At 66.4% G+C, this 15,979-nt stretch carries 17 protein-coding genes; 8 read left to right on the plus strand and 9 right to left on the minus strand.

The window, feature by feature from the left end; translation table 11 throughout:
* Positions 1–596: 596 nt before the first annotated feature.
* A complete protein-coding gene (locus AC3WMA_RS26740; RefSeq protein ID WP_492288292.1) occupies positions 597–2,624 on the plus strand; it encodes a peptidoglycan DD-metalloendopeptidase family protein in 2,028 nt (675 codons plus the stop codon).
* Positions 2,625–2,736: 112 nt separating this feature from the next.
* Complete coding sequence (locus AC3WMA_RS26745; protein ID WP_492288293.1) at positions 2,737–3,654, plus strand: AEC family transporter; 918 nt, start codon at positions 2,737–2,739, stop codon at positions 3,652–3,654.
* A 4-nt stretch (positions 3,655–3,658) separates the two neighbouring features.
* Here the strand turns inward: AC3WMA_RS26745 and gluQRS are convergent, their stop codons facing one another.
* Positions 3,659–4,540: a tRNA glutamyl-Q(34) synthetase GluQRS gene (gluQRS, locus tag AC3WMA_RS26750; protein ID WP_492288294.1), complete on the minus strand. Its 882-nt coding sequence runs from the start codon at positions 4,538–4,540 to the stop codon at positions 3,659–3,661.
* A 187-nt stretch (positions 4,541–4,727) separates the two neighbouring features.
* On the opposite strand from gluQRS, the gene AC3WMA_RS26755 reads away from it, so the two are divergent.
* Positions 4,728–5,372, plus strand: a complete 645-nt coding sequence (locus AC3WMA_RS26755) for a DNA-3-methyladenine glycosylase family protein (protein ID WP_492288295.1) — start codon at positions 4,728–4,730, stop codon at positions 5,370–5,372.
* 31 nt (positions 5,373–5,403) lie between these two features.
* Here AC3WMA_RS26755 and AC3WMA_RS26760 read toward each other — a convergent pair whose 3' ends face one another.
* Together AC3WMA_RS26760 and AC3WMA_RS26765 are read right to left on the minus strand one after the other, a co-directional pair.
* Positions 5,404–6,183, minus strand: coding sequence for an HpcH/HpaI aldolase family protein (locus tag AC3WMA_RS26760; RefSeq protein WP_492288296.1), 780 nt, complete (start codon positions 6,181–6,183; stop codon positions 5,404–5,406).
* Positions 6,184–6,329: 146 nt separating this feature from the next.
* Positions 6,330–6,653 (minus strand): DUF1476 domain-containing protein, encoded by a 324-nt coding sequence (locus AC3WMA_RS26765; protein WP_492288297.1) that lies wholly within the window; start codon positions 6,651–6,653, stop codon positions 6,330–6,332.
* Positions 6,654–6,970: 317 nt separating this feature from the next.
* Here AC3WMA_RS26765 and purC point away from each other — a divergent pair, with 317 nt between their 5' ends.
* The 4 genes from purC (at position 6,971) to purQ (ending at position 9,564) form a co-directional block, all read left to right on the plus strand.
* Positions 6,971–7,765 carry a phosphoribosylaminoimidazolesuccinocarboxamide synthase gene (gene purC / locus AC3WMA_RS26770; RefSeq protein WP_257735084.1) on the plus strand — a complete coding sequence of 265 codons (795 nt, stop codon included), beginning with the start codon at positions 6,971–6,973 and terminating at the stop codon, positions 7,763–7,765.
* A 186-nt stretch (positions 7,766–7,951) separates the two neighbouring features.
* Positions 7,952–8,539 (plus strand): hypothetical protein, encoded by a 588-nt coding sequence (locus AC3WMA_RS26775; RefSeq protein WP_492288298.1) that lies wholly within the window; start codon positions 7,952–7,954, stop codon positions 8,537–8,539.
* 83 nt (positions 8,540–8,622) lie between these two features.
* Complete coding sequence (gene purS, locus AC3WMA_RS26780) at positions 8,623–8,865, plus strand: phosphoribosylformylglycinamidine synthase subunit PurS (protein ID WP_257735086.1); 243 nt, start codon at positions 8,623–8,625, stop codon at positions 8,863–8,865.
* Between the two features lie 3 nt (positions 8,866–8,868).
* A complete protein-coding gene (purQ, locus tag AC3WMA_RS26785; protein WP_492288299.1) occupies positions 8,869–9,564 on the plus strand; it encodes a phosphoribosylformylglycinamidine synthase subunit PurQ in 696 nt (231 codons plus the stop codon).
* Between the two features lie 129 nt (positions 9,565–9,693).
* On the opposite strand, the gene AC3WMA_RS26790 is transcribed toward purQ, so the two are convergent.
* From AC3WMA_RS26790 to ccmA, 6 genes are all read right to left on the minus strand, one after another.
* Positions 9,694–10,287: a DsbE family thiol:disulfide interchange protein gene (locus AC3WMA_RS26790; RefSeq protein ID WP_492288300.1), complete on the minus strand. Its 594-nt coding sequence runs from the start codon at positions 10,285–10,287 to the stop codon at positions 9,694–9,696.
* On the minus strand, positions 10,284–10,469 hold the full coding sequence (gene ccmD, locus AC3WMA_RS26795; RefSeq protein WP_492288301.1) for a heme exporter protein CcmD: 186 nt from the start codon (positions 10,467–10,469) through the stop codon (positions 10,284–10,286). Before ccmD ends, AC3WMA_RS26790 begins: the two co-directional genes overlap by 4 nt.
* Positions 10,466–11,227, minus strand: a complete 762-nt coding sequence (locus AC3WMA_RS26800) for a heme ABC transporter permease (RefSeq protein WP_492288302.1) — start codon at positions 11,225–11,227, stop codon at positions 10,466–10,468. The genes ccmD and AC3WMA_RS26800 overlap by 4 nt, the downstream gene beginning before the upstream one ends.
* A gap of 108 nt (positions 11,228–11,335) precedes the next feature.
* Positions 11,336–11,539: a hypothetical protein gene (locus tag AC3WMA_RS26805; RefSeq protein ID WP_492288341.1), complete on the minus strand. Its 204-nt coding sequence runs from the start codon at positions 11,537–11,539 to the stop codon at positions 11,336–11,338.
* A 126-nt stretch (positions 11,540–11,665) separates the two neighbouring features.
* Positions 11,666–12,334: a heme exporter protein CcmB gene (ccmB, locus tag AC3WMA_RS26810; protein ID WP_492288303.1), complete on the minus strand. Its 669-nt coding sequence runs from the start codon at positions 12,332–12,334 to the stop codon at positions 11,666–11,668.
* Positions 12,331–12,954 carry a heme ABC exporter ATP-binding protein CcmA gene (ccmA, locus tag AC3WMA_RS26815; protein ID WP_492288304.1) on the minus strand — a complete coding sequence of 208 codons (624 nt, stop codon included), beginning with the start codon at positions 12,952–12,954 and terminating at the stop codon, positions 12,331–12,333. Before ccmA ends, ccmB begins: the two co-directional genes overlap by 4 nt.
* 219 nt (positions 12,955–13,173) lie before the next feature.
* Here ccmA and acnA point away from each other — a divergent pair, with 219 nt between their 5' ends.
* Positions 13,174–15,873 (plus strand): aconitate hydratase AcnA, encoded by a 2,700-nt coding sequence (gene acnA, locus AC3WMA_RS26820; protein ID WP_492288305.1) that lies wholly within the window; start codon positions 13,174–13,176, stop codon positions 15,871–15,873.
* Positions 15,874–15,979 lie beyond the last annotated feature (106 nt).

The raw sequence follows: 15,979 nt of genomic DNA on the forward strand, positions 1-15,979 counted from the left end.
TAAGCCCCAGCGTCCTAAGGAAGCGCAGAAGAGGCGCCGCTCAGCGGCGGCGCCGTCTCGATGGGCGGTTTATAGGCCAGGCCCGGATTGGAAGTCAACACGCTCGATGAAGTTTTTTTGACGGAACGCATTTCTTTTGCCGGAAGCCCCGAAACCCGGCCGAAACGGCGCATTTTGCGGCTTTTCTGACCACTCGCCGGCTCACATCCTCTCGACCGCAGAAGACGGCTGGCTCTCACAGCCCTGTTGCGCCGCAAAAAAGTTCGTCGGCGAAGATCGGCATGGCCGGGGCCGGGCTGGATTCCCCATCCGCGGTCGGCCCCTTCTGCGGAGGAAGCCCGCCAATTCCCGGCATGTAGCGTTGTTTGATAGGGAAAACGCGCGCGCATGTGTGAGCGCTCCTGCGAACGCGACTTCCCAAAACAGCCGCAATCTCCCAGCACAGGAGATCGTCCACGGCTGAACGGATTGATTCCGGCTTCCGGCACGGGCATGGTCCTGGCGCGCTTTCGTCAGGATGCGTTCAAGGCGCCGTCGCTGCAGCGGGGGTCGCCATCGAGATTTCGAGACAGCCCGCAAGAAGCAACCGCCACGACATGAACGCCCATCCCGAGTTCGCACAGCCGGCCGAGCCACTCGCCCCCGAGGCAGCGGCTCTTCTGGTCGATCTCGGGATCGAGCCGCCGATCCAGCCGGGCGATTCCCGCCAGCAGCCTTTGGATCGGCGCGGCGTCTCGCTGCGTTGGCTCTTCGCTTGCGCGCTTGTCGGTTCCTGCGGCGCCGCCCTGCTCGGCGCCGCGATCCTCGTCGCGATGCGCGGCGATACCAGCTATCCGGAACAACCGGAGACGGTCGCCGTTCGTTCCGCCTCGGCCGCAGGCGACGGCGGCGGGGCGCGCAAGGCCGACAAGCTCGTCGCCGATCAGCCGGTCATGTCGGCGCGCCACACCCTGCGCGCGCCGATGTCGCAGCGCACCGGCAACCGCGAGGTCATCCGCGTCCGGCCTTTCGTCCGCCTGGCGTCCAACCTGTCGCTGACGACCGGCGTCTATGCCTCCAATATTCCGCCCTTCAACCCGCTGCGCCTCTTCGCCGAGGGCGGGCAGCCCGAGGAGCGCTATGCCGAGCCGGCCCAGGACATGCCGGATGCCGACGTCACCATCGTCAAGCGCGATCTCGGCGACCTGACCTTGCCCTCCGGCAAGCCGCAGCTCAGCGATGCCGAGGTGATCGCCCAGATCGAGGAAGAGCGCGCCAACATGGCCAATTCCGGCCGCCAGCGCGCCTTGCCGATCCCACCGCAATTGATGCTGAGCCGCACGCTGACCGGCACCGCCGCACCGGGCAACGACATTCTGGCCTATGCGCCGGCGACCGATACCCGCTTCTCGGGCATCGAGGTCCGCGTCGTGCCCGAGAACGTCACCAACGCCCCGAAGACCCCGATCCCGGCCTCGCGCGAGCCTCTCGTCGAGGACAAGCTGCTGATGGCCAAGCGCGGCGAGAATTTCGAGCAGGTCATGCGCGGCGCCGGCGTGGCGCCCGAGCAGGTCCGCACGATGATCGCGGCTTTCGGCGGCAAGGTGCGAACCTCCGCCCTGCCCGACGGCCAGGTCCTGCAGGTGCTCTATGCACCGGGCCCGCGCTCAGGCGATCCCCGTCAGATCATGCGCGTCTCGCTGCTCAGCAATGGCCAGCCCGACGGCATCATCGCGATGAACGACAAGGGCGCCTTCGTGCCGGTCGACCTGCCGCGCCAGGATGCGGCCGGCCCGCAGAAACCGCAGCGGCGCAACACCGAGGACGGGGACGATGACGACGAGGGTTCGGGCGGCGCCCGGCTCTATGAGAGCCTTTACGAGACCGGCGCCCGGCACGACCTGCCGCGCCCGCTGGTCGACGAGCTCGTCCGCATTTTCTCCTACGATCTCGATTTCCAGCAGCGCGTCCATGGCGGCGACAATCTGGAGGTGATCTTCACCGAGGAGGACGAGGGCGAGCGCGCCGAGATCCTGTCGGCGAGCCTCACCGTCAATGGCGAGACCCGCCGGGTCTTCCGCTACCAGGCCCCCGATGACGGGCTGATCGAGTATTTCGACGACGAGGGCAAGTCGCTGAAGAAGTTCCTGCTGCGCAAGCCGATCGCCGATGGCGAGCTGCGCTCGGGCTTCGGCATGCGCTACCACCCGATCATGCGCTATTCGAAGATGCATACCGGCGTCGACTGGTCGAACCGGATCGGCACGCCGATCCTCGCGGCCGGCAACGGCACCGTGCTCAAGGCCGGCTGGTCCTCCGGCTACGGCAAGCACACCGAGATCCAGCACGCCAACGGCTACGTCACCACCTATTCGCACCAGTCGAACTTCGCCAACGGCATCGTGCCCGGCGCCAAGGTCCGGCAGGGCCAGGTTATCGGCTATCTCGGCTCGACCGGCCTCTCCACCGGCCCGCATCTGCACTACGAGGTCCTGGTCAACGGCAATTTCGTCAATCCGATGAAGATCCGCGTGCCACGCGGGCGCGAGCTCCAGGGCACGACGCTCACCGAGTTCAGGCGCCAGCGTGACGAGATCCGCGGCCTGATCGAGAAGGCTGGCGGGACGCTCGCGCAACTGCGCTGAGCGCATGACGGCAAGGCGTTACAACCTCCGCCCCGCCTTGGCTGCTTGACAGCACGCCCGCAAGCGGACACCGCGGAGGCAGGCGTTCCTCTTTCGCGCGAGTTCCGAAGCCATGCTCGCTTCCCTCCTCGTCGTCCTGCCCGTCTTCGGGCTGATCGGCCTCGGTTACTGCGCCCGCTGGAGCAAGCTCCTGCGCGAGGCAACCGGCGAGGGCCTGTCGGATTTCGTCTTCGTCCTCGCCGTGCCCTGCCTGCTGTTCCGCACGCTCGCGAAGGCCGATATCCCGGTCACCCAGCCCTGGGGCTACTGGATCGCCTATTTCGCCGGCCTCGCCGTGGTCTGGGCGCTGGCCATGGTCATCGCCGCCAGGTTCTTCGCGCGGAAGGGGCCGGAGCTCGTCGTCTCCGGCTTCGCCGCCGCCCAGTCGAACACCGTCTTCGTCGGCGTACCCATGATCCTCAAGGCCTATGGCGATGCCGGCGCCGTGCCGCTCGGCCTGCTGCTCGCGATCCATCTTCCGGTCACGATGACGGTCGCGACGCTGCTGGCCGAAGGCCGCTCGGCCTCGATCCCGCAACTGATCAAGCGCCTGTTCACCCATCCGATCATCATCGGCATCCTGCTCGGTTCGGCGGTGCGTCCCTTCATCGGGTATATTCCCGAACCGGCCTGGACGCTGGTCGATCTGCTGGCGGGGGCTGCCGTGCCTTGCGCTTTGATCAGCCTGGGCATCGCCATGCGCCGCTACGGCCTCGAATCCGGCCTCGCCTTGCCGGCGGTCCTCAGCGGGTTGAAGCTCGGGCTGCATCCCCTGCTGGTCTACTGGCTGGCGACGCGGGTCTTCGAGATGCCGGCGCACTGGTCCGGCGTCGCCGTGCTGTTCGCCGCCTGCCCCTGCGGGATCAACGCCTATCTCTTCGCCGAACGCTACCGGCAGGGCGTGGCCGATGCGTCGAGCGCGATCACGCTCTCGACCCTGCTCTCGCTCTTCACCACCGCTGCCTGGCTGACCTTCCTCGGCGTCGGCTGAGCCCTCAAGCGAAGCCGAGCTGCCGGCGGATCTCTCCCGCGCTGATCCCGTCGGCGCGCAAATCCGCCAAACTCCGCGAATCTCGGCTCTTGGCCAGCTTCTGCCCGTCATCATCGAGCAGCAGGTGGTGGAAATGATAGAGCGGCGTCGGCAGGCCGAGCAGGTTCTGCAAGAGGACATGGACGTCCGTCGCCGCCTCAAGGTCGCGGCCGCGCACGACATGGGTCACGCCCTGCAAGGCATCGTCGACGGTGACGGCAAGGTGATAGCTCGTCGGCACATCCTTGCGGGCGAGCACGACATCGCCCCAACGCTCAGGCGCGACCGGGACGGAGTGTCGAATATCCCCCTCGTCGAAGACTGTGTAACCCAGTGAGCGCCCTGCCACCGCGAGCGCCGCCGCCATATCGAGCCGCAGCACATGCGGCTCTCCTGTCGCGATACGCAGCGCTGCTTCATCCGGGTCGAGCCCCTTACAGAGGCCGGGATAAAGCGGCGCGCCATCTGGATCGACCGGCCAAGGCTGGCCGGTCGCGGCTTCCCGCGCGGCCACAGCGCTGCGAATCTCCTGCCGTGAGCAGAAGCAGGTATAGACCAGCCCGCGCTGGCGTAAGGCAGCCAACGCCCCAGCATAATCGTCGAAATGCGCCGATTGCCTGCGGTGGCCCGGCTCAAACCGGATACCGAGCCAGGCAAGATCCTCTTCGATCCCCTCCACGAATTCCGGCCGGCAGCGGGTCAGGTCGATATCCTCGATCCGCAGCAGCAAGCGGCCGCCGAACCGACGCGCCAGCGCCTCATTGGTCAGGGCCGACAGCGCATGGCCGAGATGGAGGCGCCCGTTCGGGCTTGGGGCAAAGCGGAAAACGGGTGGAGAGGGCGGCATTGCTCCTGTCTAAAGCATTTTCGAGCGAAGTGGACACCGGTTCGCGTGAAGAAAATGCGTTAAAACAAAGGCCTAGAGCAATTCCGCGATTCTGAGAATTACGGAATTGCTCTAGGCCTTGCATCCGCCCGCGCCAAGCGGCTCCCTGCTGACGAAAGCCGTCGCCTCTGCCATCGATACCCGGATCATGATCGAGAGAATCACATCCAACGCCGATCTCGAGGAAGGCATGGCCGCCCTTATCGCCCTGCACCCGGACTGGCAGCCCATCGTCGCGCGCACCGGCCTGCCGCCCTTGCGGCTGCGCGAGGGCGGCTTTCCCGGCCTCGCCGCGATCATCGTCTCCCAGCAATTATCGGTCGCGAGCGCGCGCGCCGTCTGGAACCGGTTCGCCAGCGTCTTCGTCCCGCTGACGCCCGAGCGCGTGCTCGCCGCGACGGATGACGACATGCGCCTGTCCGGCCTGTCGCGGCCGAAGCAGCGCACGCTGCTCGCGCTGGCAAGCGCCCTCGTCGAGCGGCGCTTCGCCTTCGAGGCGCTCGAACACGCCTCCCCCGAGGAGGTCCATGCCCGGATGACCGCGATCTCGGGCATCGGCCCCTGGACGGCGGATGTCTATCTGCTGTTCTGCCTCGGCCACCGCGACGGCTTCGCCGCCGGCGATCTCGCCATCCAGGAAGCCGCCCGCCACGCCTTCGGCCTCACGGCCCGCCCGAAGCCGGCCGAGCTTCAGGCGATGGCGGAGGCCTGGCGGCCCTGGCGCGGCGTCGCGGCGCGGTTGCTCTGGGCCGATTATGCCCTGCTGAAACGCCGCGAGGGCATCAACGCCTGAGATACCGGCCCGAAAGGCGCGGAGCGGCCTTTCAGCCCCGCGTGATCTGGAGCGCCGTCTGCGCGGCCGCCTTCAGCATCCCTGAATCGCTCATCACCGTCACCATGCGCGCCCCCATGGCGAGGCCCTGCTTGGCGCGCTCTGCCGTCGCCGCATAGAGCGCAACCGGCTTGTTGGCCGCCGACGCCCGCGCGACGACATGCTTCAGCGCCTCATCGACCTCGCGCGCGGTGGCATCGACCTTCGCTCCACCGGAGAGCGCGATCGACAGGTCGGACGGCCCGACGAACAGCGCGTCGATCCCGTCCAGCGCCAGAATGTCGTCGACGATCGCCATCGCCTCGCGTGTCTCGATCATCGCGAAGGTCATCGAGAAGCTGTTGGCGGTCTTGAGATAGCTGTTCTGGTCAAGGCCGGAGGCCCCAAGGCCGCCATAGCTACCCCAGCTCCGCTCGCCCATCGGCGGATATTTGGCATAGGCCGCGAAGCGACGGGCATCCTCCATCGTGTTGATCATCGGCGCGATCACGCCGGAGACACCGCTGTCGAACAGCTTCGAGACATTCTGGAACTCGCCGACCGGAATGCGCGCGATCGCCGGCTTGCCGGCGGCATTGATCAGCGGGATCGCGCGGATGACCTCGCCAAGCGTGATCGGCCCGTGCTGCATGTCGAGCGTGATCGCGTCGAAATCCTCTTGCGCCAGGATCGCCGCGATCGACGGGTCCGGCAAACCGCACCAGGCCGAAACGACGCTGTCACCCCGGGCGAAACGATCGGCGAGGGAAGCGAGGACGGTGGGCTTGGCCATGATGCGTTCATCCGTGTCTGGCCGCATTTCGGGCGTTGCGGCGGTCGATGCAGGTTGAACAGTCTCAGGCCGGAAAAGCAAACGGGCGCCCATGCGCCCGTTTCAAAGACGTCCTGCGTCAGCCGGGATGCAACCGGCCTGGGAGCTTAGCGCCCGGCCTGGATGTCGTCGGCCGCCTTGATCAACAGCTCGGTCATCACGGTGCGGATCTCGGTATCAGCGACGGTGACGCTGGCCAGCGCGAAGTCGTTCTTGACCTTGCGCACTACGTCCTCGTCGCCGGCCTCCTCGAAATCGGCCACGACGACCGACTTGGCATAGGCCTCGGCGTCGGCGCCGCTCTTGCCGAGCTTCTCGGCAGCCCAGAGCCCGAGCAGCTTGTTGCGCCGGGCGGTCGCCTTGAAGCGCAGCTCCTCGTCATGGGCGAACTTGTTCTCGTAGGCGTCCTTGCGCTGGTCGAAGGTCGTCATGCGGCGTCCATGTCCTTGTCTGGGGAATATGTCGCTCAACCATATAGGTTGCTCGCGAGGCGAGAGCCAGCCTCGATCAGGGTCTTCAGCGGTCTTTAAGCGTCTGGAAGCCTCCAAACGGCGATTTGTTGCGTTTACGGCGTAGACACTCCATATAGCAGGCGCGAGAGCACCGCCGGTGTTCCCGCACGCAACCGGCGCCGCTGCCGCCGCTGGATTCGTACCCGACGAGTCCGACAGGCCGACGACGCTGGACAAGAACAGATCAGGGGCCAGATCCCGCCGCGAGACCATCGCGTCCAGAGAAGGGCCGACCTTTGGATTTCCTCAAGCCACGGTACATACCCATGAATCGCCGCCGTCGCATTTACGAAGGCAAGGCGAAGGTCCTCTATGAAGGACCCGAGCCCGGTACGCTGATCCAGCACTTCAAGGACGACGCCACCGCCTTCAATGCCAAGAAGCATGAAGTGATCGACGGCAAGGGCGTGCTCAACAACCGCATCTCCGAGCACATCTTCTCGAATCTCAACGATATCGGCGTACCCACGCATTTCATCCGCCGGCTGAACATGCGTGAGCAGCTCATCCGCGAGGTCGAGATCATCCCGCTCGAGGTCGTCGTGCGCAACATCGCCGCCGGCTCGCTCGCCACCCGCCTCGGCCTCGAGGAAGGCACGCAGCTGCCGCGCTCGATCATCGAGTTCTACTACAAGAACGACGCGCTGAACGACCCGATGGTCTCGGAAGAGCACATCACCGCCTTCGGCTGGGCGACGCCGCAGGAGATCGACGACATCATGGCGCTCGCCATCCGCGTCAACGACTTCCTCTCCGGCCTCTTCCTGGGCGCCGGCATCCGCCTCGTCGATTTCAAGATGGAGACCGGCCGCCTCTGGGAAGGCGAGATGATGCGCATCGTCGTCGCCGACGAGATCAGCCCGGATTCCTGCCGTCTCTGGGACATCAAGTCCAAGGACAAGATGGACAAGGACCGCTTCCGCCGCGACATGGGCGGCCTGATCGAGGCCTATTCCGAAGTCGCCCGCCGCCTCGGTATTCTCGGCGAGAACGAGAACCCCGGCCCGTCCGGCCCGCGCCTGGTGCAGTGACAAGGCCGTTTGACAATTCGCTGCGGGGTGTCGAATGGCGGCATTTTTGAGAACCGGAGCGGAGCGTACATTTGTACGTGAGCACTGGAAGCGCAAAAAATGCTGTCAGTCGACCGCCGCAGTAGAATTGGCAAACTGGCCTTGAAAGCCATCGCGGCGCCATTATCGCCGACGAAACGGGAGCGCATGCGCTCCCGTTTTCATGTCGCGGCCGTGCTTCTGGTTGGCAGCCTCCTGCTCGGCGCCTGCTCGCATCATTTCGGAGCAGGCATCGCCGACCTGCCGGCTTCCCAGGGCTGGCAGCCCCTGCCGATCGGCTCCTGGGTGCTGAATGACGGGCTCGAAGCCCGCTCCATGGTGTTCTGCCCGCGCGAAAGCTGCACGCGTCAGGGCTTCGCTGCCGTGATCGCCCTCGAAGGCGAGCAGGCCCGCGACATGGAAAAGGCTCTTTCCGAAAGCCCGGCGAGCCTCGGGCAGGCCTTCGCCCGGATGGCGGCAGCGAAAGCGGCCGAGCGCCGCAAGGCGCAGCGCAGGCTGAAGAGGAAGCCCGACGCGAAACCGGAAGCCCGCAGTGCGACCGACGTCGCCCGCATCGATTCGACTGATGCCAAGGGCGTTCTCGTCACGATCCGCTCGCTCGATACCGCCGGCCGTCAGGCCGTCACCGCGATCTTCTATGGCCGCGAGGCCGACCGGCTCGTGCTTGCACTCGCCGTCAGCGAGACCGCCGAGGCTGCCCGCCGCGATGCCGAAGCCGCCTGGCGCAGCCGCTGATTCACGTGAAACGGCGGGAAACGGTTGAGCCCGCTTCGATTCGCCGTTAAGGCACCCGTAACAATCCGCGTCCGGAGAACCCCATGAAAGCCCGCGTCACCGTCACCCTGAAGAACGGCGTGCTCGATCCGCAGGGCAAGGCGATCGAAGGCGCGCTGAAGTCGCTCGGCATCGACGGTGTCGATTCCGTCCGCCAGGGCAAGGTCTTCGATATCGAGCTCTCGGGCTCGGACAAGGCCGCCGCCGAGGCTGCCCTCAAGGCCGCCTGCGACAAGCTCCTCGCCAACACCGTGATCGAGAACTACCGCGTCGAGATCGGAGCCTGAGCGATGAAAGCCGCCGTCATCACCTTTCCCGGCTCCAACCGTGAGGGCGACGTCGCCAAGGCGCTGAAGCAGGCCGGCGCCGAGGTCACCCATATCTGGCACGGCGACAGCGAGCTGCCGGCCGGGACCGATCTCGTCGTGCTGCCCGGCGGCTTTTCCTATGGCGACTATCTGCGCACCGGCGCCATCGCCGGCCGCGCCCATATCATGGACGCCACCCGCGCCCATGCCGCCCGCGGCGGTTATGTGCTGGGCATCTGCAACGGCTTCCAGATCGCCTGCGAGGCGGGGCTGCTGCCCGGCATCCTCGTGCGCAACGCCCATCTGAAATTCGTCTGCAAGCGCCAGCACCTCAAGGTCGAGCGTAACGACACGCCCTATACGAGCGCCTATGCCAAGGGTCAGGCGATCGATGTCTGCATCGCCCATGGCGAGGGCAACTACATCGCCGATGCCGAGACGCTCGCCCGCCTCGAAGGCGAAGGCCTCGTCGCCTTCCGCTATGCTGATGCTGAGGGCAACGTGACCCCGGCGGCGAACCCGAACGGCTCGCTCAACAACATCGCCGGCATCTATTCGCCCGGTTTCAACGTGCTCGGCCTGATGCCGCACCCGGAGAACCTGATCGATTCGCTGGTCGGCGGCACCGACGGGCGCGGCCTGTTCGACAGCCTCGTCGGCTCCAAGCGCGCGGCCTAAAAAAGCGGCGAGCAAGCACAGGCACGTCATTCTCGGGCGAAGCGAAGCGCAGACCCGAGAATCTCCCGCAGAATAGACCGCCCTTTTCGGCATGAGATGCTCGGGTCAAGCCCGAGCATGACGCACCGGTCACCGTGCCTTCAGCGCCCGCTGCAGCAGCTTGCTCGCGGCATTCTGGTCGAGCGGGCCGACATGCTTGTCGAGGATGTGCCCGTCCGGCCCGATGACGAAGGTCTCGGGCACGCCGTAGACGCCCCATTCGATCGCCCCGCGCCCGGCGGGATCCACACCGACCGCCGAGAACGGATTGCCGAGCGCACCGAGGAAGCGGCGCGCATTCTCGGCCTCGTCCTTGTAGTTCATCCCGACCAGCGCGACCTTGCCCTGCTTGACCGCATCGGTCTCGGCCAAGCCCATCAGCACGGGGTGCTCGACCCGGCAGGGCGCGCACCAGCTCGCCCAGACATTGACCAGCGTCGCCTTCCCGCCAGTGAGATCGGCATTGCCGAAAGCCGGCACGGGCTTGCCGTCCCTCTGCAGCCCTTCCAGCGGCGCGAGCGTGATCGCCGGCGCGACGCGCCCGATCAGCGCGGAGGGCACCTTGCTCTTGTCGCCGCTGAACAGCCCGATGCCGAAGACGATGGCGAGCAGGCCGAACATGATCAATGGCGCGAGGAAGACCAGCGGCGAACGCCGCCGCGGCGCGGTCTCGACCTGGCTCATGCCGCCTCCCGGCCCGAACGGCGGCCGGCGCCACGGCGCTCCAGCGCGTCGAGCGCCCGCTTCTGGGCAGCGTGGTCGCGCAGGATCGCCAGTGTCAGCCCGGCGAGGATGAGCGCAGCCGCACCATAGGATGCCAGGATGAAGCCGGCATGCGGCCCGATTCCGTCGAGAAGCCCATTCATGCCGGTACGCCTTGCGCCGCCAGCCGGTCGAGCCGCTCGGCTTCGAGGATCGTCAGCGTCCGCACGCGCCGGCGCATGATCTCGGCACGCATCGCAACCATGTGCAGCGATAGCGCCATCAGCGTGAAGCCGACGGCCAGGATCAAGAGCGGCCAGAGCATCGAGGGATGGATCGTCGGCCCGCCGATGCGCAGCACAGAAGCCGGCTGGTGCAAAGTGTTCCACCAATCGACCGAGAACTTGATGATCGGCACGTTGACGAAGCCGACCAGCGTCAGGATGGCGACGGCCCGCGCCGCGCGCGAGGGATCGTCGAGCACCCGCCAGAGCGCGATCAGGCCGAGATAGATCAGCAGCAGCACGAGCATCGATGTCAGCCGCGCGTCCCAGACCCAATAGGTGCCCCACATCGGCTTGCCCCAGAGCGCGCCGGTGACGAGGCAGATCAGCGCGAAGCAGGCTCCGATCGGCGCCGCCGCCTTCTGCGCGACATCGGCGAGCGGATGGCGCCAGACCAACGTGCCAAGCGCCGAAAGCGCCATCATCGAATAGAACATCATCGCGAGCCAGGCGGCCGGCACATGGATGAACATGATCCGGATGGTCTCGCCCTGCTGATAATCGGCAGGTGCCTTGAACCAGGCGAGATACAAGCCCACGACGATCAGCAGCGCCGCGATCACCGAAAGCCACGGCAGCAGCACGGCCGAGAAACGCATGAAGCGCGTCGGATTGGCGAGATCGATCAGGCTGGCCATGATGCCGGCGATGTCAGGTGCGGGGGCTTGAGCGCCATGGCGCAGCTTTAGCAATCTCGACGGGTTCCAAGCAATGGATGCCTGGGGGATGCGACAATCACGCTTCGGCTAGGCTTCCTCGTCCGAGGAAGCCTCCGCCCCGCCCTTGTCGACGATGCCGAACTGCTTGGATTGAACGCCTTCGCCGGCCAGATCGAAGCCTTCGGCAGCCAGCCCACGTCGCAACAGCTCGCGCACGGCCGCCGCGCGGCTCGGCATGCGCTTGTCGAATCGCCAGTTTTCCAGGGCGCGCAATTCGACCGCCGAGGAAATCCGCCGCGCTTTCGTCGAGCGGAACGTCGCGCTTGAGGATATCGCGGTATCCGTCGCCAAATTCGCGACCCAATGCGGCTACCCGGTCGAATTCGCGCCGCAGGCGCCCCAGCGCGACTGAACCGCCTAGTCGGCCGATCTCAGGGCTGCGGCGGCAGCCACGGTGCCTACCACGATCGCGCCCAGCGAAATCGCACAGAGGATCAGGAACGGCGTCAGGAAGGGCACGGTGCCGCCGACAGCGGCATTGGCAGCCGACACGCCGAAGATCAGCACCGGCACCGTCAAGGGCGCAACCAGCACCGGCACGATCAGACCGCCACGCCGAAGACTAGCGGCCAAAGCCGCACCAGCCGCCCCGATAAAGCTCAGGGCCGGCGTACCGACCAGAAGCGTTGCGACCAGCGGCAAAACACCCTCACCCGGCAATGCCACCAGCAGGCCGAGCAATGGCGAGACCAAAGCCAGCGGCAAGCCCGTGGTGAGCCAATGCACCAGCCCCTTGGCCAGCACGGCGAGCTCCAGCGGCAAGGCCGAGGCCCTGATCAGATCGAGCGAACCATCCTCCTCGTCGCTCTGAAAGAGGCGATCGAGCCCGATCAGCACCGAAAGCAGCGCGCCGAGCCAAAGGATCGCCGGACCGATCCGCGACAGCAGGTTGAGATCGGGACCGAGCGCGAAGGGTACGAGCACGACGAGCGTCAGGAAGAAGACGAGCGCCAGCTCGCCGCCACCGCCGGCCCGGCTCGCGACGGCGAGGTCACGCTTCAGGATGGCCCAGAAGGCGCGTCTCACGGGCCGATCCTGACTTCGCGCGTGCCCTCGATCCCCAGCGGGCCATGGGTCGCGGCGAGAATCGCGCCGCCCTGCGCCAAGTGATCGCGCATCAATCCGGCAACCATCGCTTGCGAGGCTGCGTCAAGTGCCGAGAGCGGCTCGTCGAGCAGCCAATACGGCCGCCGTGACACCAGAAGCCGCGCCAGCGCGACGCGCCGCCGCTGCCCCGCCGACAGATAGCCGGCCGGCAATTCCGCCGCGTGGCCGAGCCCGACGACGGCCAGCGCTTCGTCCGGGGTGAAGGCGGCGTCGCCCAGCACATCCCTTGCAAAGACGAGATTCTCGCGGGCCGTCAGCGCCGTCTTCAGCCCGTCGCGGTGGCCAACGAGATGCGAGATCTCCGCGAGATCGGCCTCGTCCTCCGTCCCTTCCAGCCGGATGCTGCCGCTGTCCGGCCTCAACCTCCCGCAGAGCATCGCGATCAGGCTCGACTTGCCAGCGCCGTTACGGCCAGTCAGAGCAATCGCCTGGCCCGGTTGCAGCGTGAAGCTCAAGCCCTCGAAAATCAGCCTGCCGCTGCGTCGGCAGGCGAGATTCTCGGCGTGGAGGCGCGTCGGCAGGAATGGAACTTGCTTCAAGGCAGCGCTGCCGCAGATACGTCCGAGCTCATTTCGTTCATCTAGCGCGCTTCTTGGAATTGCTCTATAGAACCCGCGGCTACGCCGCACGCCGATCCGGCGCGGGGCTCGGGCACTCCCGAGGCGGCGCGCGCGTCATGCGCATTAGGCCTTCGAACGGCGGTGTCCGCAAGGGCGCTCCGGTCGCGACCGCAACCCCTTGATCAGGATCAAGCCCGAATGGCCTCGCTCGACTCATTCAAAGCCCGCAAGACGCTCACCGCCGGCGGCAAGACCTACACCTATTACTCCCTGCCCGATGCCGAGAAGAACGGCCTGCCGGGCATCTCGAAGCTGCCCTTCTCGATGAAGGTGCTGCTCGAGAACCTCTTGCAGTTCGAGGACGGACGCTCCGTCACCAAGGCCGACATTGAAGGCTTCGTCGCCTGGCTCGACGACAAGGGCACCGCCGGCAAGGAGATCGGCTTCCGCCCGGCGCGCGTGCTGATGCAGGACTTCACCGGCGTTCCGGCCGTCGTCGACCTCGCCGCGATGCGCGACGGCGTGAAGGCGCTCGGCGGCGACCCGCAGAAAATCAACCCGCTCGTGCCCGTCGATCTCGTCATCGACCACTCGGTCATCGTCGACGAGTTCGGCACGCCCAAGGCGCTCGCCCAGAACGTCGAGCTCGAATACGAGCGCAATGCCGAGCGCTACAAGTTCCTCAAGTGGGGCCAGGGCGCCTTCGACAATTTCCGCGTCGTCCCGCCCGGCACCGGCATCTGCCACCAGGTCAATCTTGAGTACCTCGCCCAGACCGTCTGGACCCGCAAGGAGACCATCGACGGCGTCGAGGTCGAGGTCGCCTATCCCGACACGGTCGTCGGCACCGACTCGCACACCACCATGGTCAACGGCCTCGCCGTCCTCGGCTGGGGCGTCGGCGGCATCGAGGCCGAGGCCGCCATGCTCGGCCAGCCGCAGTCGATGCTGCTGCCGGAAGTGATCGGCTTCAAGCTGACCGGCTCGCTCAAGGAAGGCATCACCGCGACCGACCTCGTGCTCACTGTCACCCAGATGCTGCGCAAGAAGGGCGTCGTCGGCAAGTTCGTCGAGTTCTTCGGCCCCGGCCTCTACAACCTGACGCTGGCCGACCGCGCGACCATCGCCAACATGGGTCCGGAATACGGTGCGACCTGCGGCTTCTTCCCGGTCGATACCGAGACGCTGGATTATCTGACCACCACCGGCCGCGCGGCCGACCGCATCGCGCTGGTCGAGGCGTACAGCAAGGCGCAGGGCATCTTCGCCACCCCCGAGACGCCCGATCCGGTCTTCACCGACACGCTCGAGCTCGATCTCTCGTCGGTCCAGCCCTCGATGGCCGGCCCGAAGCGTCCGGAAGGCCGCGTCGACCTCTCCGCCGTCAAGGCCGGCTTCGCCGCCGCCATGGACACCGACTACAAGAAGGGCGCCGAGCTCTCGCGCCGCGTCGAGGTCGAGGGCGAGGATTTCGACCTCGGCCATGGCGACGTCGTCATCGCGGCGATCACCTCCTGCACCAACACCTCGAACCCCTCGGTGCTGATGGCGGCGGGTCTGCTCGCCCGCAACGCGGTCGCCAAGGGCCTCAAGGTCAAGCCCTGGGTGAAGACCTCGCTGGCGCCCGGCTCGCAGGTCGTCGCCGAATATCTCGCCAAGTCCGGTCTCCAGACCGATCTCGACAAGCTCGGCTTCAACCTGGTCGGCTTCGGCTGCACGACCTGCATCGGCAATTCCGGCCCGCTGCCGGCGCCGATCTCGAAGACGATCAACGAGAAGGGCCTGATCGCGGGCGCCGTCATCTCCGGCAACCGCAATTTCGAAGGCCGCGTCTCGCCGGACGTGCAGGCGAACTACCTGGCATCGCCGCCGCTCGTCGTCGCCTATGCGCTCGCCGGCTCCATCCAGATGGACCTGACCACGCAGCCGATCGGCCAGGGCTCGGACGGCAAGGACGTCTACCTGAAGGATATCTGGCCCTCCAACAAGGAGATCCAGAGCTTCATCCAGCAGAACGTCACCCGCGCCATCTTCGAGGCGAAATATGCCGACGTCTTCAAGGGCGACGCGCATTGGCAGGCGGTCAACGCCCCGACCTCGGAAACCTATGCCTGGGACGACGCATCGACCTATGTGCAGAACCCGCCCTATTTCCAGGGCATGGGCAAGCAGCCTGCCGCGATCGGCGACATCAAGGGCGCGCGCATCCTCGGCCTGTTCGGCGACAAGATCACGACCGACCACATCTCCCCGGCCGGCTCGATCAAGGCGGCCTCTCCGGCTGGTTCCTACCTGACCGAGCACGGTGTCGCGGTGGCCGACTTCAACCAGTACGGCACGCGCCGCGGCAACCATGAGGTGATGATGCGGGGCACTTTCGCCAATATCCGCATCCGCAACCACATGCTCGGCCCGAACGGCCGCGAGGGTGGCTACACGATCCACTATCCCAGCAAGGAAGAGCTGCCGATCTACGACGCGGCGATGAAGTACCAGGCGGAGAAGGTGCCGCTGGTGATCTTCGCCGGCGTCGAGTACGGCAACGGCTCCTCGCGCGACTGGGCGGCGAAGGGCACGAACCTCCTCGGCGTCAAGGCCGTGATCGCCCAGAGCTTCGAGCGCATCCACCGCTCGAACCTGGTCGGCATGGGCGTCGTTCCCTTCACCCTGCAGGAGGGCACGAGCTGGGCCTCGCTCGACCTGAAGGGCGACGAGAGCGTCACCATCCATGGTCTGGCCAACGTCAAGCCGCGCCAGATGATGGAAGCCGAGATCACCTATGCCGACGGCTCGGTGAAGAAGGTGCCGATCCTCTGCCGCATCGATACGCTGGACGAGATCGACTACTTCAAGAATGCCGGCATCCTGCATTACGTGCTGCGCGGCCTCGCCGCCTGAGCCGGACAGTAGCGACAAGACAGCTCATGGCCGGCGCAAGCCGGCCATGACGCATTGGGGGCGCCTCCCGGTTGTCCTCGCGCCCGCCGCAGTGTAAGGGGGCGGT

The sequence above is a fragment of the Allobosea sp. FW305-C-101 genome (assembly GCF_058783685.1).